Origin of the sequence: Polaribacter sp. Asnod1-A03 (assembly GCF_045063585.1) — a bacterium.
In the GTDB taxonomy this organism is placed as follows: Bacteria; Bacteroidota; Bacteroidia; order Flavobacteriales; family Flavobacteriaceae; genus Polaribacter.
The window spans coordinates 2,574,852-2,600,986 of record NZ_JBEFOE010000009.1 but is presented as its reverse complement, the minus strand read 5'-3'; the positions used below and the strand labels follow the sequence as shown (position 1 = coordinate 2,600,986).

Here is a 26,135-nt window from a genome sequence, read left to right as displayed (position 1 = left end):
TACCACTAATATGAAAAAGCTTTTTTTATTAACTTGTATAATCATTTTGGTATCTTGTTCAGCACAACAAAAAGTAACTGAACCTAAAGAAATAAATGCAATTAAAGATAAAACAGGCAATTTAATTGGTGTAGCTAATAAAGAATCATTTAATCAAGCGCCTTATAAATCTTGGTTTAACACTAAATATAAGGCGTATGTACCAGAAGAATCAACAATTAATGCCCTTAAAAAAGAATTAAAAGGCGTTAATATTATAGGGTTTATGGGTACTTGGTGTGGAGATAGTAAAAGAGAAGTTCCTCATTTTTATAAAATATTAGAAGAAACTGGTTACAATTTAAATAATTTAGAGTTAATTACTGTTAACAGAAGTAAAAAAACGCCAGATAACCTACAAGAAGGTTTTAACATTATACGAGTACCTACTTTTATTTTTTATAAAAATGGTAAAGAAATTGGTAGGTACGTAGAATATGCTAGAGAATCTTTAGAAAAGGATATATTAAATATTGTTTCAGGAGAAACATATAAACATTCTTACGACAATTAATGATACCTAATAACCCACTTATTATTGCTGTAGATTTTGACGGTACCATTGTAGAAGATGCTTATCCTAAAATTGGTGAAGAAATAATTTTTGCATTTGACACATTAAAAAGACTACAGTCACAAGGCCATCGATTAATACTTTGGACATATAGAAGTGGAAGAAAATTACAAGAAGCGGTAGATTTCTGTAAAGAAAATGGCATAGAATTTTATGCCGTAAATAAAAACTTTCCAGAAGAAGAGTATGACGAAAAATATAGTCGTAAAATTCACGCAGATTTATTTATTGATGATAGAAATGTTGGTGGTTTTTTAGGTTGGACAGCAATACATAAAGAAATCTTTAATTACGAACCACCAGTAAAGAAGAAAAAAGGATTTTTCTCATTTTTCAAATAAGAAAAGACACTTTTTAATAATCTAAAATGTAGTAACTTTGCGGTTCAATTTTTTTAAAATGATTAAAATAAAAACAAGAGAAGAAATAGAAATTATGCGCGAAAGTGCTTTAATAGTTTCTAAAACTTTAGGTATGCTTGCTAAAGAAATAAAACCTGGCGTTTCTACTTTATATTTAGACAAACTTGCAGAAGAATTTATTAGAGCAGAAGGTGCAGTACCTGGTTTTTTAGGTTTGTATGATTTCCCGAACTCTTTATGTATGAGCCCTAATGAACAAGTTGTACATGGTATTCCTAATAAAAAACCTTTAGTTGAAGGAGACATTATCTCTATAGATTGTGGTGCTTTAAAAAATGGTTTTTATGGAGATCATGCTTATACTTTTGCTATAGGAGAAATTGCCACAGAGACTAAAAAACTTTTAGACGTAACCAGAGAGAGTTTATACGTTGGTATCCGTGAATTTAAAGTTGGTAATAGAGTTGGTGATGTAGGTTTCGCTATTCAAAAATTTACTGAAGATCATGGTTATGGAGTTGTAAGAGAGTTGGTAGGACATGGTTTAGGAAGAAAAATGCACGAAGACCCCAATATGCCTAACTACGGAAAAAGAGGAAGAGGAAAGAAATTTGTTGAAGGAATGGTTGTTGCCATAGAGCCTATGACCAATATGGGAACCCATAAAATAAGACAACATTCTGATGGTTGGACAATTACTACTTTAGACAACAAACCGTCTGCACATTTTGAGCATGATGTTGCTATTCTTAATGGTAAACCAGAATTACTTTCTACATTCAAATACGTTCATGAAGCATTAGGTATTGAAACTAATGAAGAAGATGAATTTAGAGCAAACTAATTAGTGTCTATATTTAAATCTATACTTAACACAGTACCCAGACCTTGGTTAATAAAAGTCAGCTATATAGTTAGACCAATTATTGCACTTACTTTAAAAGGTAATAAATATACAGATCCGATAGATGGTAAAAGTTTTCGAAAATTTTTACCATACGGATATGGAAAACAACGAGAAAATGCACTTTCTCCATCAACTTTATCTTTAGAAAGACACCGATTAATGTGGTTATTTTTAAGAGATGGAACTGATTTTTTTACTTCGACAAAAAAACTAAAAACATTACACATTGCACCCGAGCAATGTTTTTTAGATCTTTTTAGAAAACAAAAAAATCTAGATTATATAACTTCTGATTTAGAATCTCCCATTGCAGATGTAAAAGCAGATATATGCGATTTGCCTTTTAAAGATAATACTTTTGATGTCGTTTTTTGTAATCATGTATTAGAACATATTACAGATGACACAAAGGCAATGCAAGAATTGTTTAGAGTGATGAAAAAAGGTGGTTTTGGCATTTTTCAAATCCCGCAAGATTTATCTAGACAAACTACTTTTGAAGATGATTCTATAACTGACAAAAAAGAACGATCAGAAATTTTTGGTCAATACGACCATGTTAGAGTTTATGGTAGAGATTATTTTAACAAGCTTAGAACCATCGGTTTTAATGTTAATGAAATAGATTACACAAAAAAAATCGATCCAGAAAAACTAGAACGATTTTGTTTAATGAAGAATGAAATTCTTCCTGTATGCTATAAATAGTTAATTACTATATTTCTTTATATAATCTGGTAATGTTTCTAATTTTTCATCACCTAAAATAATTACATCATTTTGCATAATCTGATAAGTTCCTTCTTCTAGTTTTACAACTTTAGATTTACCTTTATAAGTAACAAATTCATCCTTGGCAGCATCTACTTCAACTCCTCGTTGATCTATCCAATATATTTTATCCTCTTTAATAGCCTGGAATTTATCATTATAAAAAGGCCCTATAAATTGATAATCTTCAGTTACAGATAAAACTTTACCATCAATAGAACAGAAATAAGAATGTACTCGCAAATTTTTATCAAAATCTAAAGAAAAAATACCCCCTCCTAAATGAGTACCTAAACCATACCACTCTTTATTTATTTTAACTTCTCCGCCTTTATTATATTTATCAAGAATATCATTCTTTTTTAATTCTTTTAAAAATTCTTCATCAATAGCTGTTTTTACAATTTCTTTAGAGTTTAAATCATAAACCACAGGTTTAGAAGAGTTGTTTGGATAAGCAACCAACATGCCATTACCTCTAGGTAACATTATCTGACCATAATTTGTTGATAAAGTATTAAAACCTGCTATGTTAGGTAATAAAAAACCTTGCTTTTTTTTAGAATCAAAACAATATATTTTAGTTGGTTCTTCTTTCTTGTCTTTTAGTATAATAAAACCATCATAACTAATAAAGTCTTTATATTTATCTGCTTTAACGATAACAACTCCTTTGTCATTTAAAATTCCAAAATTTTCACCTTTTGTATAAATTGCAAGATTATTTTTATTAAAACTGTAAACGCTATCAACTTTTAATGACAAGGCTCTAGACTTATCTGTCCAAGTTTGTGTTAAATACTCTATTCTTCTTATTTCTTTTTCTTTAAGTAGGCGCTCTTCTTCTAATCTTTTTTCTTCTGCTAACCTTGCAGCTTCTGCTGCCTCTATTTCTTCGTTTATGTTTACATACAATTCTACAAACTCTACATATTCTTCTGTTTTGTTGTCTCCATTAATTGTAAAATACTGTTCAGCATAATTTTTAGATTTTTCAAAATCGCCAACTTTAAAATGGATATAAGCTCCTAATTTTGCAATATCTAAGTCTTCTATTGTATCTAAATAAGTAATTGCTTTATTAAAATCTATTAAAGATTCTTCTTTATTTTCTATATTATTATATTTTTCCCATGCTCTTTTTATATATACGTTTGCTATATCCTTATTAGATTGTGCTATGGATTTAGCAAAAAAAAATAAACATAAAATCGGTAATATTGTTTTCTTCATTTCTATGATGATAGTTTTCAATTTTGAATGCAATATAATACAAATATCACTTATAAAACAAGTACTTACCTTACTCGTAATTATAAGTTCTATACTCTTCTATTTCTCCATTTTTACCAGAGTAAAGAAGAATTACTTTAATTTCATTATTATTTTTTAAAAAGTCTTTTGTCTTTTCTAATCCCATTGCCATAAATGCTGTAGCATAAGCATCAACATCTGCACAATCTACATTTGCAATAACCGATGCACTTAATAAATTACTTTCTGTTGCATAACCAGTTTTAGGGTTTACTGTATGTACATATTTTTTTCCATTATCATCTACTCTAAATTTTCTATAATTACCGGAGGTTGCCATAGATTTATTTGAAAGATTAATAATTTCAAAACCTGAATTATCTTCTGATTTTAGTGGGTTAACCAATTTTATCAACCAAGGTTTATTGTTCATTTTTAATCCTTTTGCTCGTATTTCTCCTCCTATTTCAATCAAATAACTTTCTATATTTTTATCTTCAAAAAAGCGAGCAACAACATCTATTGCAAACCCTTTAGCAATCGAATTAAAATCTAAATATATTTTTGAATCTTCTTTTACAATGAGTCCATTTTTTAAATAAATTTTATCTAAACCTACATATTGCATTTGATCTTTAACCTGTTCTTCTGTTAAATTAATTTTATCCTTTTTAGGTCCAAAACCATATGCATTAACAAGATTACCCACTGTAGGGTCAAAATAGCCTTCTGTTTCTTTATAAATTCTTTTTGATTTTTTAAAAACTTCTGTAAAAATTTCATCAACTACAATTGTAGTATCTCCTTTATTTATTTTAGAAATATCTGATGTAGAAATATAAGTAGATGTAGACTTATTTATTAAGTAAAATAAGCTATCTAAAGATTCTTGAAAGTTAAATTTACTGTCTAAATAAGTAATACTATAGGTTGTACCAAAAACACGCCCTGTTAATTGATGTTTATTTTTTACATTTTCTTTACTACAAGCGGATAAAAATGATAAAATGATAAATAATATAGCTATTTTTATAAGTTTCATTAGTTTATAGATTTTGAAGCAAAAATAACATATAAAATTTTCATAAAATCTCTAAAAACACGATAATTATTAATTGATTTTGTTAAATTTGTGAATGAATTTAATTTAAGAATAAAGATGAAAAAAATATCGTTACTACTATTAATTACTGTAATCGCAGCTTCTTGTGTATCTAAGAAAGTTTATACAGAGTTACAAACTGAACTTGTAGATGTAAAGGCTCAGCTGCAACAAAGTTTATTAGAAAATGAAAAAGGGACATCTAAAGTTGCATCGTTAACAGAACAAGTAAATTCTTTAAAAGAAGATAAAAAAACAGCTATAAAACAAGTAGAAAACTTAACTGTTTTAACGCAATCTTCTTCTGACAACATTAAAAATGTTATTACTCAATTAAGTGAGAAAGATAAATTTATAAATGGAATTAGAACGGCAATGACTCAGAAAGATTCTATAAATCTTGCTGTAAAATATCATTTAACTAAAAACTTATCAGAAGGAATACAAGATGAAGACATTCAAGTAAACGTTGAAAAAACTGTTGTATTTATTTCTATTTCTGATAAATTATTATTTAAAAGCGGTAGCTACAACATAACTGACAAAGCGTACACTGTTTTAGAAAAAATATCTAAAGTAATTAACGACCAACCAGAAATGGAAGTTATGATTGAAGGTCATACAGATACTACTCCTATTAAGAGAAATATTATTCAAGATAACTGGGATTTATCTGCTTTAAGAGCAACATCAATCACTAGAGTATTACAATATAAATATGGTGTACAACCAGAAAGATTAATTGCTGCTGGTAGAAGTCAATACATTCCTTTAGCACCAAATGACACTAAAGAAAACAAAGCGATTAACAGAAGAACAAAAATTATCATTATGCCTAAATTAGATCAATTCTTTGATTTATTAGAGCAAGATGCTAACTAATTCAGTTCATTCTTAACAAAAAAACCATCTGAAAATTCAGATGGTTTTTTTTTGAAATAAATTAAACCTATTCTAATAAATGTTGTCTAAATAATACTATTTAACTTTTAATGAAAACAACAATAAAACTCCTATTTACATTTGTTACAATACTTATAATTAGTATTAGCTGCAGTAATAAGAAAACAGAAAACTCTTCTAACACAAAAACAGCATTAGAAATCACCAATAATATCCCTGTTTATAATTTTGATGAATTAGAGCCAACTCTTTATAAAACAACCAACAAAATTATTATTATTATTAACTTTTGGGCAATGTGGTGTGCCCCCTGTGTTAAAGAGATGCCTTATTTACAAGAATATGCAAATAAAAATGCAAATGTAGATTTAAAATTTATAAGCATGGATTTTCCTAAGGACATAGAAACAAAACTTAAACCATTCTTAAAAAAGAAAAATATTACAGCAGATGTTATCTTATTAGATGATCCTGACGCAAATACATGGATAGACAAAATTGACCCAAACTGGTCTGGTGCAATCCCTTTTACTATAATTTTTAATAAAGATAAACGTTTATTTTACGAACGTTCTTTCGAAAATTTGGCCGATTTAGAAAATGAAATTAATAAAAACTTTAATTAACAATCAATGAAAAAAACAAGTTTACTAATTGCCGTATTCTTTTTAACTGCAAGTATTTTTATTTCTTGCAAAAAAGAAAAAACAGAAAATCAAGAAAAAACAACTACAGAAAAACACCAAGGTCCACCACCAAATGGAGAACATCCAGGAGGACCAGATGGACATCCACCAAAAGAACATGGAGATAGAAAAGGACCTCCTCCAGGTGGTGGAAATCATAGTCCAGAACAAACAAAAACTCTAGAAGAAATTGGCGGTTACAAAATTGGTGATGTTGCTACCGATTTTAATCTTAAAAATGTAGACGGAACAATGTTTTCTTTATCAAACATAAAAAATGCCAAAGGTTATATTGTTGTATTTACTTGTAACGAATGCCCTTTTGCAAAGATGTATGAAGACCGTTTAATTGCAATACATAACGAATATGCGCCTAAAGGATATTCTGTTGTTACAATTAACCCAAATTACAGCGGAGAAGAAGGTAAAGAAGGCTTTATTGCAATGCAAGAAAGAGCGAAAGAAAAAAGTTTTCCTTTTGTGTATTTAGCTGATGAAGGTCAAAAAATATTTCCACAATATGGAGCTGTAAGAACACCTCATGTGTTTTTATTAGATGCTGATAAAAAAGTACAATATATTGGTACAATTGATGACAATGCAAAATCTGCAGAAGATGTAAAAGTTAAGTTTTTAGAAAATGCAATTAACGCTTTAGAAAAAGGAGAAAAACCAAGCCCTAATTTTACAAAGGCTATTGGTTGCCCAGTTAAAGCAATCTAGTTTAAAAAACATCAAATAAAAAAGGGATTTATACACGTGTATAAATCCCTTTTTTATTTTTATTGAAGTAACTATTATTCTAAAATCTTAATAAAATCATCAAAAGCCTCATAATAAGGTTGATTTTTAAACACAGGACTTTCTACACTTTCTGCATTTGCAATACCAACACCAGCAAACCAAACTTTAGCATTTTGTTTTTTAGCATGGTTTTTAAAAGTTTCCATCCAAAGAACATCATACTCATTTGGATTTTGAATATTATTAGTAGCTTTTACCAATACAAAAATAGTTGGTTCTCCTTTTTTAAATAATACAAACTGCGGATGTCTTTTTAATTGACTATTAATTGCTTGAAATTCGTAGCCCATTTTTGTAAGCTTTTCACCTACAATATTCATTGCCAAATTGTGCAACTCTTGTTCGGTTAAAATCTCCATTATTATTTTTTCTTATTACGTTTGTTGTAATTTTTATCTCCTCTCGTTTTGGGTTTCTTGTATTTTGCCGCAATTTCTCTTCTGTAAGAACCTCCTTGATTTGTTTTACTATTCTTTTCACTCTTTTCATGAAAAGCAGGTCCTGGAACATATTCTAAACCTGTTCTATTTTTAGAGATTCCTTGGTCTTCTTTTGGACGTTCATCTTCTGTTAATAACTCAGAAATTTCAATATATTCTGGCAACTCTAAAACAGGAATTTTATAATCCATCAATGTTTCTATAGCTTCTTTTGCTTCTTGCTCTTTAAGTGTAGAAAATAAAATTGTTTTTCCAGCTTTTTCTGCACGACCTGTTCTACCTATTCTGTGCATATAATTTTCTGGAAAATCTGGTGTATCAAAATTAATAACATGAGAAACATTATCAAAATCTAAACCACGTGCCATTACATCTGTCGCTAATAAAATTCTATTTTTTCCTTCATCAAACTGGCGAATAGAACGTATTCTGTAATTCTGCGTTTTATTAGAATGTATTAAACACATTTCATCATTAAACACTTCTTCTAAATGTTTAAATAGCAAATCTGCAGTTCTTTTAAAACCAACAAAAATTAATACTTTACTAAATGTTTCTTTATCTTTTAAAAGATCATTTAATAAATTAACCTTGGTAAAAAAGTTAGGTATAATATAAGAAGTTTGTTCAATATTATCTAACGGTGTTCCACTTACTGCAACAGAAATCTTCGTCGGATTTTTAAAGAAATCGTAAATTAAAGCATCAACATCTTCGGTCATCGTTGCAGAAAACAAAACGTTTTGTCTTTTTTCTGGAATCACATCAAAAATGTTCATCAACTGAAAACGAAAACCTAAATCTAACATTACATCAACTTCATCAATTACCAATTTCTGAATCGATTTTAACTTTAAAGCATTACTTAAAGCCAAATCGTATAAACGACCAGGAGTAGCAACAATAATATCTTGACCTTGTAAAATTGCTTGTTTTTGAGTATTGATGTTTGTACCACCATACACACCTAAAACACGCGTATTTATATATTTTGATAATTTTTCTATCTCTTCTACTACTTGTAAAACCAACTCACGAGTTGGCACTAAAACCAAAATTCTTGGGTGTTGTTGCTTAGAGAATTTTAAATCTCGTAAAATAGGCAACATATAAGCAAACGTTTTTCCGGTTCCTGTTTGCGCAATTCCAACAACATCTTTACCAGATCTAACTACCGCAAATGCTTGTTCTTGAATTGGCGTTGGATTCTCGAATCCTAAATCGTCAATAGCATATTGTAGCTGATTTGATAAATCTAATTCTTTAAAAGTCATCTCTTTTAATTTTCTGCAAAGGTACGTTTTATAAAATGAGTAGCAACAACTGTTTACGTGTGGAATATTTAGTAATTTTACCCTCGAAATTTTTGATAAATAATGATTACAGACACACATACACATTTATATTCCGAGCAATTTAATGAAGACAGAGCAGCAATGATTCAGCGTGCAAAAGATGCCGGAGTTTCTCGCTTTTTTATTCCTGCAATAGATTCTACTTACACAGAAAACATGTTAAAACTAGAAAAAGAGTTTCCTAACGATGTGTTTTTAATGATGGGCTTACACCCTACTTCTGTAAAAGAAAATTATTTAGAAGAATTGACCAAAGTAAAAGCATTAATCGATCAAAGAAAATTTTATGCTATTGGAGAAATTGGCATGGATTTATATTGGGATAAATCTTTTTTAACGCAACAGCAAGATGCTTTTAAAACTCAAATTCAATGGGCAAAAGAAAAAAAAATGCCTATAAATATACATTGTAGAGATGCTTTCGACGAAGTTTTTGAAGTCTTAGAATCAGAAAAAAGTGATGATTTAAGAGGGATTTTCCATTGTTTTACCGGAACTTTAGAACAAGCAAAACAAGCCATTTCTTACAATATGAAATTAGGTATTGGTGGTGTTGCTACTTTTAAAAATGGTAAAATCGATAAATTTTTAAATGAAATTGATTTAAAACACATTGTTTTAGAAACCGATGCGCCTTATTTAGCGCCAACACCTTTTAGAGGAAAAAGAAATGAAAGTGCTTATTTAACCAATGTAGTTGATAAATTAGTTGATATTTATGATCTTTCTTATCAAGAAATTGCAGAAATTACCACTCAGAATTCTAAAGACGTTTTTGGTATTTAATGGTATTTGATACAATTACAACAGAAGAAAAGTTCTTCAATTTTGAGCATCCTAAAACCTATACTTATTTAAGTCTAGGTATTGCAATGGTTTCTTTTTTGATTCTTTTAATCAATAAAGAATATTTTGAGCTAGACTTTTTAGAAACTTTCTTTTTTCCTATAGCTATTTTTTCTTTCATTATTTATGCAATTTCTCAGTTTTTTACCATGTTTTCTAAACAAGATGTTCAGATAAATTATACTGGAAAACTAAAAATAACGGAAGATGAATTTATTATTGATAAAGAAACAATAAATTTCGCTGATATTATTTCTATTCAATTATCTGTTGATGATTATGAAGGTCGATTAATCAATTCACATTCTAATACAGAACCAATGTATAGTAAAGGAGTAGAAAATTTTGTAAAGATTGCTACAATTGATAAAAAAATAGAAAAACAAATTCAAATTTGTAGTTTAAGAGAAACCAATTTAATTACTAATTTTTTAGCTACTCAAATTGTAAAAAATAAATTTACAAAAACAAATACCAAGCAATTAATCGCTATTTTTAGTGATTCTTTTAAGAAAACGGAAGAAGCTAGAAATTATATTGCCAACCAGATTAAAAACAGGAAAATAAAAACGGTTGAAGGTTTATTAATGATGAATTATTCTTCTGACAAAGAAGTAAAAGAATTACGTAAAAAATATAACATCAATTGAACCTACAGACCGCATATTATAAAACCCCATTAGGAACCGCAAAAATTGTAGGTGATGCAAACGGAATTCAATCTATAACTGTTTTAGATGAAGATATTGAAACATCAGTAGAAATTACTGATTGTTTAAAAGATTGTGCTACTCAATTAGAAGAATATTTTTCTGGAAAAAGAACTCATTTCGATTTAAAATTAAATCCACAAGGAACCGATTTTCAAAAAAAAGTTTGGGCAGAATTACAGAACATTCCATTTAATAAAACCAGAACTTATTTAGAACAAAGTAAAGCTTTGGGAGATGTAAAAGCGATAAGAGCCGTTGCTTCTGCAAATGGTAAAAATCCAATCTGGATAATTATTCCGTGTCATAGAGTTATTGGTTCTGATGGCTCTTTAACCGGTTACGCTGGCGGAATTTGGCGTAAAAAATGGTTGCTAGCTCACGAAAACCCTGTAAAGCAACAATCGTTGTTTTAATTTTTCTTTTCAGAATATTAAAAAACATATTTTTACGTTTCAATTGTATCGTTTTTTATGATTCAAAGAATTCTAGTTTTATTGTTGTTATTTATTGGATTATCAATCCAAAGTCAAAGCTTTTCTACAGATTTTAGAGCTAGAAAAATATTGGTTAAAAAAGACACCATTCAATTAGATTCTGTAGCCTTAAACCCAGAAAAATTTAAAGTTTTAAATCGTTCTTTAAAAATTATCGATTCATCAGAATATAAAATTGATTTTAGCAATGCAACCTTAATCATCAACTCTAAAAAATATCCTGAAATTAATGTTGAGTATTTTAGACTTCCAGGTTTTATCACCAAAGTTTACACTCCGTTTGATAAAGGATTAATACTTACAAAAAGTACAAACACAGGCATATTATACAGTTTATCAACTAATAAAAAGGCATCCGAAGTTAAACTTTTTGATGGTTTGCAAACCAAAGGTTTTATTACAAGAGGTATTACATCTGGTAACAACCAAAATGCGGTTACAAACTCTGCTTTAGATTTAGAAATTTCTGGAAAACTCTCTAAAGACGTTACTTTAAGAGCTAATATTTTTGATACAAATATCCCAATTCAAGAAAATGGATATTCGCAAAACATAACAGATTTCGATCGTATTTTTATTGAAATGTTTACCAAAAATTGGCGAGTTAGAGCCGGAGATATTTCTTTACAAAATACAAAAAGTTATTTTTTACCCTTTACAAAACAAGTTTCTGGTTTATTGGTAGAAGCAGATATTACCAATAAATTTAAAGCTACTGCTTCTGGCGCAGTGGTTAGAGGTAGGTTTAATACGTACAATATTACAGCCGTAGAAGGTAACCAAGGACCTTATAAAATATTAGGAATTAATAATGAAAATGCGATTATAATTATTGAGGGTAGCGAACAAGTTTATATTAACGGAATTAAGATTGAACGTGGAGAAGAAAACGATTACAACGTAGATTACAATCTAGGTGAAATAACTTTTAACACTACTTACCCAATTACAAATGATATGAGAATTTGGGTTGATTTTCAATATTCCGAAAGAAATTATACGCGTTTTATAACCTATGATGAAGCTTCTTATAAAAGCGATAAATTTAGTATTGCTGCTTATTTTTATTCAGAAAACGATGCTAAAAATCAACCAATCTTACAAGACTTAAGTGATAACCAGAAACAAATTTTGGCAAATGCGGGTAACAATTCTGATTTAATGGTTTCAGAAAGTGCTTATTTAGACACTTTTGATGAGAATAAAATTCTTTACAAAAAAGTAATTAACGGAAATGAAGAAACCTTTGAATATACTAACATTGAAAATGATGAATTATACAATGTAACTTTTACAAATGTAGGATCTAATTTAGGTGATTATGCTTTAGACGAATCTACTGCAATTGGTAATATTTATACTTTTGTCGGCAAAAATTTAGGAGATTATAACCCGATAACTCGTTTAACGCCACCAACAAAATCGCAAGTATTTATTGTACAATCAAGTTATAACCCTTCTGATAAAACAATACTAAATACAGAAATTGCTTTAAGTAATAACGATGGTAATTTATATTCTACTATTAACGATAATGAGAACAAAGGTTTTGCTTCTAAAATAGATTGGCAACAAACTTTAATCGATAAAAAATGGCAATTAAAAAGTAATATCAGTCACGAATTTGTTCAAAAAAACTTTGATACAGAATTTAGATGGGAAACTGTTGAGTTTAATAGAGATTGGAATATTTTAACCAACGACGGAACAAAAAGTTTATTACAGTCAGAATTTATACTTCAAAATAAAAATAACGATTTTGTTTTATACAGATTTAATAACTTGACTTATAAAGATATTTTTTCTGGTAGTAAACATGAATTACAAACTAAAATGAGGCTAAATAACACCTCATTTTATGCCAACGGAAGCATTTTAGAAAACACATCAACAACAGAAAACAATTCTTTTGTAACTGCAAAAGCAAAGGTAGAACAAGATTTACACAAAAAATGGCTGGGTGTATTTGTCAATTTAGAAACTAATAACAGAAAAGATATTACAACACAAGAATACGTTAGCACAAGTCATCAATTTAAAGAATTTGAAACCTATTTTGGTATTGGAGACACAACAAATGTTTTTGCTAAAATTGGTTTTAATTACAGAGATAATGATAGTATAAGGTTTAATCAATTTACCCAAATAAATAACAGAAAAACATTTTACGCAAACAGTAAATTACTACAAAATAAACAAACAAACCTAAGTGTTTTTGCCAATTATAGAGTTACAGAAAACAATTTTACAGAAGATGAAAGATCTTTAAATTCTAAAGTAGTTTTCAGTCAGAAATTATTTGATAACTTTATTAACTTAGGTACAAGTTATGAAACTTCTTCTGGTAATGTTGCCAGACAAGAGTATTATTACATAAAAACAGAACCTGGTTTGGGTTATTATACTTGGATTGATTATAATTCTGATGGCATTAAAGATTTTGATGAATTTGAAGTTGCCGAATTTCAAGACCAAGCAGAGTATTTACGTTTAACAAAAGCCAATTTACAATATACACCAACTCAAAGTGCAAAATTTACACAATCTATAAGTTTAAATCCTAGAGTTTGGTCTTCTAAATCAGAATTTAAAAAAGTGATTTCTAAATTTTATAATCAGAGTTTTTTAAGTATTGAAAACGAGCAAGAAAGAATAGGAAATTCGTTTAACTTTAATCCTTTTAGTTTTGACGAAAGCAAATTAATTAGTCTTAATTATAGTTTAAGAAATAGCATTTATTTCAATAAAAATTTACAAAAAAACAGTATTACATATACTTATGGTAAAAGCAGAAACAAACAGCAATACATTATTGGTAATCAAGAAAACAACATCAAATTACATCAAATAGATTTTGCTCATAAATTTAAAACGTTTTGGTTGTTTGAGCTGATGGGAAAAAATACAGAAAACCAATTACAGACAGAAAATTTTAATAATAGAAACTATACTGTTAATGCTAATGAAATTCAGCCAAAAATTAGTTTTCTTTACAATGATAATAATCGTTTTACTGCTTTTTATCACTTTAAGCAAAAAGAAAATATTTTAGAAGAGTTTGAAGAGTTAAAACAACAAAAAATTGGTTTCGAATATTTGTACATCAACAGTAAAAAGAATCAGATTTCTGCTGATGCAAATATCTTTTTAAATGATTTTACAGGAGACACAAATACGCCTGTAGCTTATCAAATGCTAGAAGGTTTACAATCTGGTAAAAATTACACTTGGAACTTAGTATTCAATCAAAAATTAAATAATTTTTTAAATCTAAATTTAAGTTATTTAGGTAGAAAAAGTGAAAATTCTAAAACAATCCACACCGGAAGTGTACAATTAAGAGCTATTTTTTAATTTTTTGGATTGTTTTTTGATAGGTTTGTATTATCAACCAAAAACAAATTAAAAAATGAAAAAAATTACACTATTACTTTTGCTGTTTACAAGTACTGTTTTAATAGCCCAAGAAAAAGAAGATGAATATCCGCAAGATATTAATAAAAAGCATGAAGTAAAAATAAATGCTCTCGGCCTTTTAGCTTTTGAATGGCTAGATCTATCTTACGAACAATTAATAAATGAAGAATCTTCTTTTGGTGTAGGTGTTTTAGCTGGTTTTGATAAAAGCTCTGACATAGAAGAATATAGAAAGTTTTCTATAACTCCTTTTTACAGAAGATACTTTTCAAGCAAATTTGCAAGAGGTTTTTTTATTGAAGGTTTTGGTATGCTACATACCTATGAAGACAACACGTATTACTATTACGGTAATTACACCGATTATAGTAGTGAGACCAAAACAGAAGTTGCTCTTGGTATTTCTATTGGTGGTAAATTTGTTTCTAAAAGTGGTTTTACAACAGAAATTTATTTAGGTTTAGGAAGAAACTTAGGTGGAGATGAGTATTCTTTAGAAGCTGTTGGTAGAGGAGGAATCTCTTTGGGTTATAGATTTTAATACCCACAAAATTTCGTAAATTTGTAGCTTATAATTTTTAACAAATAAACATGAAAAAAATAATTTTAGTTTTAGGCTTGTTAATAAGTTCTTTAACCTATTCTCAACAAGAAATAAAATTAGACTTTGCTGACGCTGTAATAATGAAAACTTTAGAGTTTTCTTATGAAAGTTATATTTCTGATGAATCTTCTGCCGGTATATCTGTTTTTTTTAATTTAGCCAAACAAGATTCTAACTTTAGGTACAATGAAAATACAATGATAACTCCTTATTATCGTAATTATTTTACAACAAACCAACAATGGAACTTTTTTGGAGAAGTTTGGTTGGGTTTAAACTCTGGAAAAGAAGAAGTACCTTATTTAGGTAGTGACGATGTAAGCTATGAGAAATATACAGACGGAGCTTTAGGTATTGCTATTGGTACAAAATACATTTCTTCTGGTGGTTTTACAATAGACCTTTATGGTGGTATTGGTAGAAATTTGTTTGGTACAGATTCTCCTACAATTGTACCTAGACTTGGTTTAAATATTGGATACAGATTATAATAAATACTTAATAAAATAAAAAACCTCATCAAATTGATGAGGTTTTTTTATACTTTAAAAAGTTAATTACATTTTTTGTAACCACGTTTTTACATCTACTTCTGCTTTTATAATCTCTTTTAAATCTGCAATAGCAACACGTTTTTGATCCATTGTATCTCTGTGTCTAATTGTTACACAATTATCTTCTAAAGTATCATGGTCTACCGTAATACAAAATGGTGTTCCAGCAGCATCTTGTCTTCTGTAACGTTTACCAACAGCATCTTTTTCATCATAAAAAACGTTAAAATCCCATTTTAAATCGTCCATAATTTTACGAGCAACTTCTGGCAATCCATCTTTTTTAACCAAAGGTAAAACTGCGGCTTTAAAAGGTGCTAAAACTGCTGGTAATTTTAAAACAGTTCTTGTTGTTCCGTTCTCTAAAGCCTCTTCTTGTAGAGAATTAGAAAAAACTGCTAAAAACATTCTATCTAAACCAATAGAAGTTTCTACAACATAAGGCACGTAACTTTTATTTTCTTCGTGATCGAAATACTGTAATTTCTTACCAGAATATTCTTCGTGTGCTTTTAAATCGAAATCTGTACGAGAATGAATTCCTTCTAATTCTTTAAATCCGAAAGGAAAATTAAACTCAATATCTGCTGCTGCATCTGCATAATGTGCTAATTTATCATGATCATGAAAACGGTAGTTCTCTGCGCCCATCCCTAAAGATAAATGCCATTTTAAACGAGTATCTTTCCAGTTTTCATACCATTCTTTTTGAGTACCTGGTTTTACAAAAAATTGCATTTCCATTTGTTCAAACTCACGCATTCTAAAAATAAATTGTCTTGCAACAATCTCATTTCTAAAAGCTTTACCAGTTTGTGCAATTCCGAAAGGAATTTTCATTCTACCCGTTTTTTGTACATTCAAAAAGTTTACAAAAATACCTTGCGCAGTTTCTGGTCTTAAATATAAATCCATCGCAGTCTCTGCAGAAGCCCCTAATTTTGTACCAAACATTAAGTTAAACTGCTTAACATCTGTCCAGTTTTTAGAACCTGTTAAAGGATCTACAATCCCTAATTCTTCAATTAATAATTTAACATCAGCTAAATCTTCATTTTCTAAAGATTTACCCATTCTTGCTAAAATTGAAGTAATTTTTTCTTGGTAACCAACAACTCTTCCGTTGGTTGCTAAAAATTCTTCTTTATTAAAAGCATCACCAAAACGTTTTTCTGCTTTGGCAACTTCTTTATTAATTTTACCTTCTATTTTTGCGCAATAATCTTCTATTAAAACATCTGCTCTGTAACGTTTTTTAGAATCTTTATTATCAATTAATGGGTCGTTAAAAGCATCTACGTGACCTGAAGCTTTCCAAGTTGTTGGATGCATTAAAATAGAAGCATCTATACCTACAATGTTTTCGTGCATTTGCACCATTGCTTTCCACCAATAATCTCTAATATTTTTCTTTAGCTCAACTCCATTTTGAGCATAATCGTAAACCGCACTTAATCCATCATAAATTTCAGAAGACTGAAAAACATAACCATATTCTTTTGCGTGCGATAAAACTTTTTTAAATTGATCTTCTTGTTTTGCCATAATGAGCGCAAATATACACGTTTACAAAATTTTTTCAAGAAAAAATCTTTCAACTTTTTTACTTTGATGCTCAATTATTTAATATTGAATTTTTTATCTATATTTAAAAAGAATTGCTAAGATAAATATGAAACTTTTTAAAGATTTATTTAATATATTTTATCCTGATTTATGCGCTAATTGTGATAATCAGTTAACTAAAAACGAAGAAATCATTTGTACTTTTTGTAGACACGATTTGCCCTTAACCGCTTATACAAATTATAAAGACAACAAGATAATAAAGAGTTTTTACGGAAGGATAGAAATTGAAAAAGCAAATGCTTTATTGTTTTATAGAAAAACCGGAATTACAAAAAAATTGATTCACGAACTTAAATACAAGGGAAACGAAGAAATTGGTACTTTCTTTGGCAATTGGTTAGGAGAAATTTTAAAAGAAAATAATCAATTTACTGATATTGATTATATTATTCCTGTACCTCTACACCCTAAAAAACTGAAACAAAGAGGTTATAACCAAGTAACCCAATTCGGAGAAAGTTTAAGTAACCATTTAAAAAAACCTTTGATAGAAAATGTTTTATTAAGAACATCTACAGCAAAAACTCAAACTTTTAAAGCTCGTTTTGATCGTTTTAATAATATTGATACAAAATTTCAGTTAATAGATACATCAATCTTTAAAAATAAACATGTTTTGCTAATTGATGATGTAATTACAACTGGGGCAACTTTAGAATCTTGTGCTAAAGAATTACAAAAGACAGAAAATATAAAAATCAGTATTTTAACAATGGCATACACAGAATAAATTTTATGATTTTTAAATGAAAAATATATTGTTAATTTGTATAAAATTTAAGCTTGTGAAATTCGTTTATAGATTTATTTTTTTTAGTATATCAATTATTCTTTTATCAAACTGTGCAAAAACTGGTAATCCAGAAGGAGGACCAAAAGATGAAGATGCTCCTTTGTTTGTAACCGCAGATCCTCCTTATGAGACTATTAATTTTAATGAGGATGAAATAAGATTAAATTTTGATGAATATATAAAACTTAAAGATTTAACAAAGCAACTTATTGTTTCTCCTCCTTTAAAAAGTCCTTTGGTAGTAACACCACAAAGTACAGCTAGTAAATTTTTAAAGCTAAGTATTTTAGACACTTTACAAGAAAACACTACTTACATTATAAACTTTGGTAATGCTATTGAAGATAATAATGAAGGCAACAAATTAGAAAGCTTTAAATATGTTTTTTCTACTGGTAATTATATAGATTCTTTAAAATCTTCTGGTAGTGTTAAAGATGCCTATTTAGATGAAAAACCTAAAAACACAAGTGTTTTATTATATAAAATAGACAGTGCTTTTAATGATTCTATAGTCTTTAAAAATAAACCTAATTATGTAACAAATACATTAGATACCACTATTTTTAATTTAACTAATTTAAAGAAAGGTAAATATTTAATGATTGCTTTAAAAGAAACCAATAGCGATTACCTTTTTAATCCTACAGAAGATAAAATAGGTTTTTACCCAGATACAATTTCACTCCCTAGAGATAGTATTATAAAGAATCCTATTACAATTTTTAAACAAACAACTCCTTATAAATTTAAACGAGCATACGAAATTTCTAAAGGAAAAATTGCTTTTGGTTATGAAGGTGAACAACCAAAAGATTTAAAAATTAAAATTACTTCTGATACTCCAGAAGGTTTTAAAAGTATTTCTAAATTTGAAATAGATAAAGATTCTCTTAACTATTGGTACACTCCTTTTGAAGCAGATTCTCTAAACTTTATAGTAACAAACAAAGAGTTTATAGATACATTAACTGTAAAATTGCGCAAGAAAAAAATTGATACATTAATTTTAAAACCAACAGTTTCAAGCTCGTTACACTTTAGAGACACTTTTTTTATCAATGCAAGTAATCCGATTGTTAAGATTGATACTTCTAAAATATCCTTGATAGATAAAGATACACTAGCAGTTCCTTTTTCTAGCTTTCTTTCTAAAAAAGAAAATAAAATTGGTTTTCTGTTTGATAAAAAACCACAAGATAAATATCAATTAAAAATTTTACCAGAAAGTATTTATGATATTTATGAACATAAAAATGATACTTTAAATTTTAAATTTTCAACATCAGAAATTGAAGATTACGGAAGAATTACTGTAGATATAAATAATGAAACGGGAGAAAACTTAATTATTGAATTGTTAGAAGGCAAAGACAAAGACAACCTTATTAACAGAAAATTTATTACCGGTTCTGAGCAAATTAGATACGATCTTTTACAACCTAAAACCTATTATATTAGAGCTATTATAGATAACAACAAAAATAATAAATGGGATACAGGTAATTATCTCTTAAAAAGACAACCAGAAGAAATTATCTATTTTCCGCAAGAATTAAAGTTAAGAGCAAATTATTATTTAGATGGCAATATTTTTACCGTTAAAAAGAATAATTAGCAAAATTTTGCTTTTATGCTAAATTTAAACTAGATTTGAGTGTAACTTAATATCCCCAAAGTTTTGAGAATATTCTTAACAATAGTTTTTGTAATTTTTTCTAGCTTACAATTAAAAGCTCAATACAATACTTACGAGATTGGTGGCTTTATTGGTTTTAACAACATGCAAACAGATTACGGACAACCCGATGAGTTTTCTAGCTATTTTAAACAAAACGGACAATCTCTTTCGATTGCTCATTATATTCATTTTTATGAACTAACACAACGTTGGAATCGTAAATATGGACTTCACGATCATTTAATGATTAAGACTGAATTACAATACATAAGTAACTCATTTAGCCATAATGACATTTATTCTAATAGTAACTCTGAAAATGGAATAAAGTTAAAAGCAATGGAAACTACTGTAAATATGTTAAATACAGGTGTTAATGCAGAATATTACCTTAAGTCTTTAACCAACTTTTTTAACCCATATGCCAATGTTTCATTCAATCCTTATGTCGGCGTTGGTGTTAATTACTTTTTTTACAATAATGATTTAACTACTAGTCTTGGAGATTGGGAAAATGACCCAACCCTATTACCAGAAAAATTTAGTGGAGATGCTTTAGAAGTTGGTTCTGGACATGGTTTTGCAGTCAATTTTTATGGAGGAGCAAGATATAAATTAACACATAAAACCGATTTAGCTTTACAAGTTAGTTCTCAATATTTCTTTTCTGATAAAATTGATGCTTTAGATGCTAAAGTTGAAGAAAACCAGAGTAATGAAATCATGTTAAATTTTCAACTAGGTTTAGTATACCATCTTAACTTTAATTAAAAAATACAAAATATTATTATATAAAAAGGATGTTTATAACATCTTTTTTATTTTAGTTTAAAGCTTGTTCTAAATCGTCTAAAATATCTTCTGCATCTTCTATACCAACACTTAAACGTATTAAAGAGTTCGTAATTCCCATGCGTTGTTTTTCTTCTGCCGGAATTGAACCGTGAGACATGCTTATAGGATGATTAGACAAACTTTCTACCCCTCCTAAAGATTCTGCCAATGTAAATATTTTAGTCTTTTTTAAAAAAGCATAAGCTGCTTCTTTAGACTCATTTTTTAGTCTAAAAGAAACCATTCCTCCAAAATTTTTCATTTGGCTTTTTGCTAATTTATGATTTGGATGGTTTTTTAAACCAGGATAATAAACAACACTTATTTTTGGGTGATTTTCTAAAAATTGGGCAACTTCCATTCCGTTTTCGCAATGACGTTGCATTCTAATATGTAATGTTTTTATACCTCTTAAAGCCAAAAAAGAATCCATTGGGCCAGAAATTGCGCCAGCTGCATATTGTATAAAATGAATCTCTTCTGCTAATTTTACATCTTTTACAATTAAAGCACCCATTATTAAATCGCTATGACCACCTAAATACTTGGTTGCAGAATGCATTACAATATCGGTACCTAAATCTAACGGTTGTTGTAAATATGGTGTGGCAAATGTATTATCTACAGCAACTAAAATCGTTGAATCTATCTTTTTTACTGCGGATGAAATTGCTTTGATATCTGCAATTTTCATTAACGGATTTGTAGGTGTTTCTATCCAAACTAACTTTGTTTTTTCTGTAATTTTATCTGTTATGTTTGTAACATCATCCATGTTTACAAAAGAAAACTCTAAACCATATTTTTGAAATAATTTGGTAAACATTCTATAACTTCCGCCATACAAATCGTCTCCAGCAATAATTTCGTCTCCAGGTTTTAATAAACGTAAAACACAATCTACAGCAGCTAAACCAGATGCAAATGCAAAACCATGTGTACCGTTTTCTAAAGACGCTAAACTTTTTTCTAATGCAGTTCTTGTTGGATTTGCTCCTCTAGAATATTCGAATCCTTTGTGTTCTGTTGGACTCGTTTTTGCAAATGTAGAAGTTAAAAAAACAGGTGGCATTACGGCTCCTGTTGTTTCTTCTGGTTTTTGACCTCCGTGAATTGTTTTGGTATTGAATTTCATTTCTTAGTTTTCTATAAGTTGGCAAACAAGTTTAGCCCAGATTGAAGTGACATCCTTTTTTTATTTTTCATAAAAAAAGATATAACGGAAAGCTGGAAATAGCTACTATAAAAACTTTTTAAGACATTTTATAGTAGCGTAATGCAATCCTTCGTGAAAATTATTAAAAGTAATTGCATCATCAATAGAGTTTAAATCTAAACCTGCACTTGTTTTATATTCTGTAAAGTTTTCGAAAATTCCGGCATTATAATCTTCTACAAAAGTGTCTGGCAACCCAGAAAACAAGTCTTTTACTTCTTCAAACTCTTCTTCTGAAAAAGTTACAGTTGGCACAGTTCCTTTTTTAAAATTTTCGATTAAATCGTCTGGACACAAACAGTTTAAACCAGATAATTTATAATTTAAAAGTTGTTGCGTAACTACTAAATGTGCCACATTCCAAGCGATATTATTATTAAATCCGGCTGGAATTATATGTAATTGTTCTAACGTTAACCCTTCTATTTCTTTTAAAATAAGTTGACGATATTTTCTAAAAACATCAAATTGTATGTTCATTTTTATGTGTAATTTTGGTCTTGTAAATATAATTTAATAAAATGAAGAAAGTCTATTTTTTACAAACTTGTGATACTTGCCGAAGAATTTTAAAAGAGGTAAACACCGATGGTTTTGAGAAGCAAGAAATAAAAGCAAATAATATAACTGTAGCACAATTAGAAGAAATGTACGCGCTTTCTGGTAGTTACGAAGCTCTTTTTAACAAACGTGCAAAGTTGTATAAATCTATGGATTTAAAAAACCAAACCTTGTCTGAGAATGATTATAGACAGTTTTTGTTAGATGAATACACGTTTTTAAAACGCCCGGTTTTTATTGTTGACGAAGAAATTTTTATTGGAAACAGTAAAAAAGTAATAGAAACTTTAAAAGAGAAGATTGGTTAAAATCTTCTCTTTTTTTATATTTTAATTAGATGCTAATTTTACATCTGATGAAGAAATCATGGCAGCTAATTCGTCGTGTGTAATTTTTGTTTTTACACCAAACAATACTAATTTATCAGAATCGCTATTGGTTCTAATAATAATTTCTCTGATGTAATTATTTTTTTCTATAAAGAATAATTCTGCATTACTATTGTTTTCTTTTACTCTTACTAATGTTTTTAAATTATTTTTTCTACTAAATTTTTTAAAATCTTTAGAAACTACGTTGTCTTGGTTGTTAAAAATCATCAATTTAAAATCACTAGATTTTTTAATGATGTTTAATAAGTCACTGTCATCGTCGTCGTCTAAAAATGAACCTGCCAAAGAAGCTGATAAATTAATTGAAAAAGTTGATTTCTCTTTATTTACACTATAAAATTGATTGAATGCTGTTTCCTGAGCTGAAATTGCTGTAATAAAAAATGCGAAAAAAAATGTTGCGAATGTTTTCATAATACTTGGTTTTAAAAAGAAGACGAGCATTGTGTTATTTTGTTACAAATCCATTTTTATCGTTCTTAAAATTTTTCATTATTTTAAGAAATAGTATCACCTAAAACCTAACTTTAATTTTGTAATTTTGCGCTCTAAATTAAAGTATATGTTTTCTAAAAAAGCAAACGAAATTTTTGATAATTGTATTAAAACATACAAAAGCAACCCAGAAGTAGAACAGGTTTGTATAAATCCTTTTGATAAAAAAAGTGATTTAATCGATTTTCTTTTGTTTGAAAAATGTTGGGTAGATGCTACACAATGGGCTTATGAAGATATTATTAGAGATCCTAATATTAATGCAGAAGATGCGCTTGTTTTAAAAAGAAAAATTGATGCTTCTAACCAAGTTAGAACAGACAATGTAGAGTTTATAGACAGCTACTTTTTAGATAAATATAAAGATATTACTGTTTCTAAAGACGCAAAAATAAACTCTGAAAGTCCGGCTTGGGCAATTGATCGTTTATCAATTTTAGCTTTAAAAATTTATCACATGCATTTAGAAACTGTACGTGAAGATGCAACTGATGAACATAAAGAAAAATGTGCTAAAAAATTAGCAATTCTTTTAGAACAACGTACAGATTTATCTACGGCAATTGATGATTTAATTGAAGATATTGAAAAAGGTGATAAATACATGAAAGTGTACAAACAAATGAAAATGTATAATGATGCCGAATTAAACCCCGTTTTAAGAGCATCTAAATAATATTTATTGTCAAACTCTAACCAAAATATCTTAGTAATCCGTCTTTCTGCTATGGGAGATGTAGCTATTATGGTTCCAGTTTTAGACGCACTTTTAAGACAAAACAGTTCTATAAAGGTTACTGTTTTAACTCAGAAATTTTACACACCTTTTTTTAGTCATTTAAAAAACGTTACTGTTTATCCAGTTGATACAAAAGGAAAACACAAAGGTTTTTTGGGTTTATTTAAACTATACAAAGAACTAAAAAAAGAAAAAATTACAAATATTGCTGATATTCATAACGTTTTAAGAAGCAATGTTTTAAAGCTTTTTTTTCTTGGTAAAAGCTTTTATCAAATTGATAAAGGAAGAGACGAAAAAAAGAAATTGATTTCTAAAGAAAATTTTATTCAACTAAAAACTTCTCATGAGCGTTATGCAGATGTTTTTAGAAAAATGGGATTTACTATTGATTTATCGAATCCTATTTTTCCTGATAAAAAAGAAATTCCGACCTCAATTAATAATTTATTAAAATCTTCTGACGCTAATAAATTAATAGGAATTGCACCTTTTGCTGCTCATAAAAGCAAAATGTATCCTTTAGAGAAGATGAAAATTGTTGTAGAAGAGCTTTCTAAAAACAATACTATTTTATTATTTGGTGGTAAAAGTGATGTTGATTCTTTAAAAACATTGCAAACAAACAAAAATATTGTTCTTGTTGCTGGTAAGTTAAATTTCACAGAAGAATTAGCAACTATTTCTAACTTAGATTGTATGCTTTCTATGGATTCTGGCAACGCGCATTTAGCGGCAATGTTGGGTAAAAAAGTAATTACAATTTGGGGAGTTACGCATCCTTTTGCAGGTTTTGCGCCTTTTCATCAACCTGAAAATTATGCTTTGTTAGCTGACACTAAAGAATATCCTTTAGTGCCAACTTCTATTTATGGTAATAAATATCCTGAAGGTTATGAAAACGCAGCTTCTAGTATTTTACCTTTAACTATTGTAGAAAAAGTACAAAGTATTATTTAAGAAAACCTGCGTTCTATTACACTTAAAAAACGAGCTTCTAACTCTTCTTGTTGAGACCAATCATAATCTGGCTTTATCATTTTAGCAATAAATTTCTTTGCCTCTTTTTCTGACCCGTAAGTATTTAATTGAGAAACTACTCTATTATAATCTTCTTGACTTCCTTCAAACAAATTCTTTACAAAAGCAATTCTATCATTTAAACCAATTTGAATATTTTTAGCCAAACGATCATTTAATGATTTTGGTGCTGAAACAGGTATATCAAACAATGTAGCTATCTCGTCAACAGAAATAGTGTCTTGTAACTCCTCTTCTAAAGTTCTATTTTTGTTTTCTTCAACTCTAATAACATCATTTATAACCTCTTCTTCTACTTCATCTATAGTTTCCTCAACAACTTCTTCAACTGTATCTTTAGTCATAATATCCTCCGTTGGTAGTTCATCTTCCAGAATTAACTCTTCTTCTATAAATTCTTCTTTAATAAGTAGATCTTCCTCTACAACTATTTTTTCTTCAACAATTATTTCTTCTTCAGTAATCTCTTCTGTAACAACAACCTCATCTTCTATAATTTTTTTCTCAGAATGCATTATTTCTAACAATTCATCAAAAGGTTGTTCTATTTCTTCTTCTTTTTCAACTTTCCAAACAAATTCTTTTGCTTCTTCCTCTAATCGATAAATAACTTTTTCTTCTTCGATATTTTCTTTTTCTACATTTTTAGTATTTGCTTTAACCTCTATAGCGTTTTCAACTACAGAAACTAACTCTTCTTTTGTTTTTTCTTGATGAGGTGTTGTATTTACATACTCTTCTACAAATGCTAACAAAGATAATTTTTCATAAACCTCTTTAGAGACCTCTTTTAAAGCAAACACATCTTCTTTATTTTTCATCTTTAAAATACTGTGTGCTAAACTCATTAAGTCTGCTTCTAATTTTTTGTGCATAAGTTGTTTATTGAAGTTATTTTTTACTCGTAAATATTGCTAAATTTGTTGTCG

Annotated in this window: 28 protein-coding genes; 19 read left to right on the top strand and 9 right to left on the bottom strand. The window is 28.5% G+C overall.

What is annotated here, in order from left to right:
- Positions 1 to 10 precede the first annotated feature (10 nt).
- The 4 genes from ACJJVY_RS11815 to ACJJVY_RS11800 are packed head-to-tail and all read left to right on the top strand — an operon-like array spanning position 11 to position 2,590.
- Positions 11 to 553, top strand: a complete 543-nt coding sequence (locus ACJJVY_RS11815; protein WP_405608732.1) for a thioredoxin family protein — start codon at positions 11 to 13, stop codon at positions 551 to 553.
- Positions 553 to 954 (top strand): BT0820 family HAD-type phosphatase, encoded by a 402-nt coding sequence (locus ACJJVY_RS11810; protein WP_405608729.1) that lies wholly within the window; start codon positions 553 to 555, stop codon positions 952 to 954. Before ACJJVY_RS11815 ends, ACJJVY_RS11810 begins: the two co-directional genes overlap by 1 nt.
- A 58-nt stretch (positions 955 to 1,012) precedes the next feature.
- Positions 1,013 to 1,819: a type I methionyl aminopeptidase gene (gene map / locus ACJJVY_RS11805; protein ID WP_405608726.1), complete on the top strand. Its 807-nt coding sequence runs from the start codon at positions 1,013 to 1,015 to the stop codon at positions 1,817 to 1,819.
- Positions 1,820 to 1,822: 3 nt separating this feature from the next.
- Positions 1,823 to 2,590, top strand: a complete 768-nt coding sequence (locus tag ACJJVY_RS11800; RefSeq protein WP_405608723.1) for a class I SAM-dependent methyltransferase — start codon at positions 1,823 to 1,825, stop codon at positions 2,588 to 2,590.
- Here ACJJVY_RS11800 and ACJJVY_RS11795 read toward each other — a convergent pair whose 3' ends face one another.
- Both ACJJVY_RS11795 and ACJJVY_RS11790 read right to left on the bottom strand, forming a co-directional pair.
- On the bottom strand, positions 2,591 to 3,886 hold the full coding sequence (locus ACJJVY_RS11795) for a hypothetical protein (RefSeq protein WP_405608720.1): 1,296 nt from the start codon (positions 3,884 to 3,886) through the stop codon (positions 2,591 to 2,593).
- A 70-nt stretch (positions 3,887 to 3,956) separates the two neighbouring features.
- Positions 3,957 to 4,949, bottom strand: coding sequence for an FAD:protein FMN transferase (locus ACJJVY_RS11790; protein WP_405608717.1), 993 nt, complete (start codon positions 4,947 to 4,949; stop codon positions 3,957 to 3,959).
- A gap of 117 nt (positions 4,950 to 5,066) precedes the next feature.
- On the opposite strand from ACJJVY_RS11790, the gene ACJJVY_RS11785 reads away from it, so the two are divergent.
- The 3 genes from ACJJVY_RS11785 to ACJJVY_RS11775 all read left to right on the top strand — a co-directional run bounded on the left by ACJJVY_RS11785 (position 5,067) and on the right by ACJJVY_RS11775 (position 7,321).
- Positions 5,067 to 5,891 carry a flagellar motor protein MotB gene (locus tag ACJJVY_RS11785; RefSeq protein ID WP_405608714.1) on the top strand — a complete coding sequence of 275 codons (825 nt, stop codon included), beginning with the start codon at positions 5,067 to 5,069 and terminating at the stop codon, positions 5,889 to 5,891.
- A 110-nt stretch (positions 5,892 to 6,001) separates the two neighbouring features.
- Complete coding sequence (locus ACJJVY_RS11780) at positions 6,002 to 6,538, top strand: TlpA disulfide reductase family protein (RefSeq protein WP_405608711.1); 537 nt, start codon at positions 6,002 to 6,004, stop codon at positions 6,536 to 6,538.
- Positions 6,539 to 6,544: 6 nt separating this feature from the next.
- Positions 6,545 to 7,321: a redoxin domain-containing protein gene (locus tag ACJJVY_RS11775; RefSeq protein WP_405608708.1), complete on the top strand. Its 777-nt coding sequence runs from the start codon at positions 6,545 to 6,547 to the stop codon at positions 7,319 to 7,321.
- Between the two features lie 74 nt (positions 7,322 to 7,395).
- On the opposite strand, the gene ACJJVY_RS11770 is transcribed toward ACJJVY_RS11775, so the two are convergent.
- Both ACJJVY_RS11770 and ACJJVY_RS11765 read right to left on the bottom strand, forming a co-directional pair.
- Positions 7,396 to 7,761 carry a Na(+)-translocating NADH-quinone reductase subunit F gene (locus ACJJVY_RS11770; protein WP_405608705.1) on the bottom strand — a complete coding sequence of 122 codons (366 nt, stop codon included), beginning with the start codon at positions 7,759 to 7,761 and terminating at the stop codon, positions 7,396 to 7,398.
- A gap of 2 nt (positions 7,762 to 7,763) precedes the next feature.
- Positions 7,764 to 9,116 carry a DEAD/DEAH box helicase gene (locus tag ACJJVY_RS11765; RefSeq protein WP_405608702.1) on the bottom strand — a complete coding sequence of 451 codons (1,353 nt, stop codon included), beginning with the start codon at positions 9,114 to 9,116 and terminating at the stop codon, positions 7,764 to 7,766.
- Positions 9,117 to 9,218: 102 nt separating this feature from the next.
- On the opposite strand from ACJJVY_RS11765, the gene ACJJVY_RS11760 reads away from it, so the two are divergent.
- From ACJJVY_RS11760 to ACJJVY_RS11735, 6 genes are read left to right on the top strand one after another with little or no spacing between them, the layout of a single operon-like run.
- Positions 9,219 to 9,983 (top strand): TatD family hydrolase, encoded by a 765-nt coding sequence (locus ACJJVY_RS11760; protein ID WP_405608699.1) that lies wholly within the window; start codon positions 9,219 to 9,221, stop codon positions 9,981 to 9,983.
- Positions 9,983 to 10,693, top strand: coding sequence for a hypothetical protein (locus ACJJVY_RS11755; protein WP_405608696.1), 711 nt, complete (start codon positions 9,983 to 9,985; stop codon positions 10,691 to 10,693). Before ACJJVY_RS11760 ends, ACJJVY_RS11755 begins: the two co-directional genes overlap by 1 nt.
- Entirely contained in the window at positions 10,690 to 11,169 is a 480-nt protein-coding gene (locus ACJJVY_RS11750) for a methylated-DNA--[protein]-cysteine S-methyltransferase (RefSeq protein WP_405608693.1), read from the top strand. Before ACJJVY_RS11755 ends, ACJJVY_RS11750 begins: the two co-directional genes overlap by 4 nt.
- Before the next feature lie 57 nt (positions 11,170 to 11,226).
- Positions 11,227 to 14,604, top strand: a complete 3,378-nt coding sequence (locus ACJJVY_RS11745) for a hypothetical protein (RefSeq protein ID WP_405608690.1) — start codon at positions 11,227 to 11,229, stop codon at positions 14,602 to 14,604.
- Between the two features lie 55 nt (positions 14,605 to 14,659).
- Positions 14,660 to 15,208, top strand: coding sequence for a DUF3575 domain-containing protein (locus tag ACJJVY_RS11740; protein WP_405608687.1), 549 nt, complete (start codon positions 14,660 to 14,662; stop codon positions 15,206 to 15,208).
- Positions 15,209 to 15,258: 50 nt separating this feature from the next.
- Positions 15,259 to 15,762, top strand: a complete 504-nt coding sequence (locus ACJJVY_RS11735) for a DUF3575 domain-containing protein (RefSeq protein ID WP_405608684.1) — start codon at positions 15,259 to 15,261, stop codon at positions 15,760 to 15,762.
- Positions 15,763 to 15,828: 66 nt separating this feature from the next.
- On the opposite strand, the gene ACJJVY_RS11730 is transcribed toward ACJJVY_RS11735, so the two are convergent.
- Complete coding sequence (locus tag ACJJVY_RS11730; RefSeq protein WP_405608681.1) at positions 15,829 to 17,370, bottom strand: glycine--tRNA ligase; 1,542 nt, start codon at positions 17,368 to 17,370, stop codon at positions 15,829 to 15,831.
- A 127-nt stretch (positions 17,371 to 17,497) separates the two neighbouring features.
- Between ACJJVY_RS11730 and ACJJVY_RS11725 the strand changes: the two genes are divergently transcribed.
- The 3 genes from ACJJVY_RS11725 (at position 17,498) to ACJJVY_RS11715 (ending at position 20,699) form a co-directional block, all read left to right on the top strand.
- Complete coding sequence (locus tag ACJJVY_RS11725; protein WP_405608678.1) at positions 17,498 to 18,184, top strand: ComF family protein; 687 nt, start codon at positions 17,498 to 17,500, stop codon at positions 18,182 to 18,184.
- Positions 18,185 to 18,239: 55 nt separating this feature from the next.
- Positions 18,240 to 19,865: an Ig-like domain-containing protein gene (locus tag ACJJVY_RS11720; RefSeq protein WP_405608675.1), complete on the top strand. Its 1,626-nt coding sequence runs from the start codon at positions 18,240 to 18,242 to the stop codon at positions 19,863 to 19,865.
- A gap of 63 nt (positions 19,866 to 19,928) precedes the next feature.
- The gene (locus tag ACJJVY_RS11715) at positions 19,929 to 20,699 is read left to right on the top strand and encodes a THC0290_0291 family protein (protein ID WP_405608672.1); all 771 of its coding nucleotides are present in this window, start codon (positions 19,929 to 19,931) and stop codon (positions 20,697 to 20,699) included.
- 52 nt (positions 20,700 to 20,751) lie between these two features.
- Here ACJJVY_RS11715 and ACJJVY_RS11710 read toward each other — a convergent pair whose 3' ends face one another.
- Together ACJJVY_RS11710 and ACJJVY_RS11705 are read right to left on the bottom strand one after the other, a co-directional pair.
- Positions 20,752 to 21,897 (bottom strand): cystathionine gamma-synthase, encoded by a 1,146-nt coding sequence (locus ACJJVY_RS11710; RefSeq protein ID WP_405608669.1) that lies wholly within the window; start codon positions 21,895 to 21,897, stop codon positions 20,752 to 20,754.
- A 105-nt stretch (positions 21,898 to 22,002) separates the two neighbouring features.
- Complete coding sequence (locus ACJJVY_RS11705; protein ID WP_405608666.1) at positions 22,003 to 22,458, bottom strand: DinB family protein; 456 nt, start codon at positions 22,456 to 22,458, stop codon at positions 22,003 to 22,005.
- Positions 22,459 to 22,499: 41 nt separating this feature from the next.
- Between ACJJVY_RS11705 and ACJJVY_RS11700 the strand changes: the two genes are divergently transcribed.
- Entirely contained in the window at positions 22,500 to 22,847 is a 348-nt protein-coding gene (locus tag ACJJVY_RS11700) for an arsenate reductase family protein (RefSeq protein ID WP_405608663.1), read from the top strand.
- 21 nt (positions 22,848 to 22,868) lie between these two features.
- On the opposite strand, the gene ACJJVY_RS11695 is transcribed toward ACJJVY_RS11700, so the two are convergent.
- Entirely contained in the window at positions 22,869 to 23,345 is a 477-nt protein-coding gene (locus ACJJVY_RS11695) for a DUF4252 domain-containing protein (protein ID WP_405608661.1), read from the bottom strand.
- A 148-nt stretch (positions 23,346 to 23,493) separates the two neighbouring features.
- Here ACJJVY_RS11695 and ACJJVY_RS11690 point away from each other — a divergent pair, with 148 nt between their 5' ends.
- A complete protein-coding gene (locus ACJJVY_RS11690; RefSeq protein WP_405608658.1) occupies positions 23,494 to 24,102 on the top strand; it encodes a DUF4254 domain-containing protein in 609 nt (202 codons plus the stop codon).
- A 51-nt stretch (positions 24,103 to 24,153) separates the two neighbouring features.
- Positions 24,154 to 25,125 (top strand): glycosyltransferase family 9 protein, encoded by a 972-nt coding sequence (locus ACJJVY_RS11685; RefSeq protein WP_405611653.1) that lies wholly within the window; start codon positions 24,154 to 24,156, stop codon positions 25,123 to 25,125.
- Here ACJJVY_RS11685 and ACJJVY_RS11680 read toward each other — a convergent pair.
- The gene (locus ACJJVY_RS11680) at positions 25,122 to 26,081 is read right to left on the bottom strand and encodes a hypothetical protein (RefSeq protein WP_405608655.1); all 960 of its coding nucleotides are present in this window, start codon (positions 26,079 to 26,081) and stop codon (positions 25,122 to 25,124) included. The two genes, ACJJVY_RS11685 and ACJJVY_RS11680, sit on opposite strands and share 4 nt — an antisense overlap.
- Between the last annotated feature and the right edge of the window lie 54 nt (positions 26,082 to 26,135).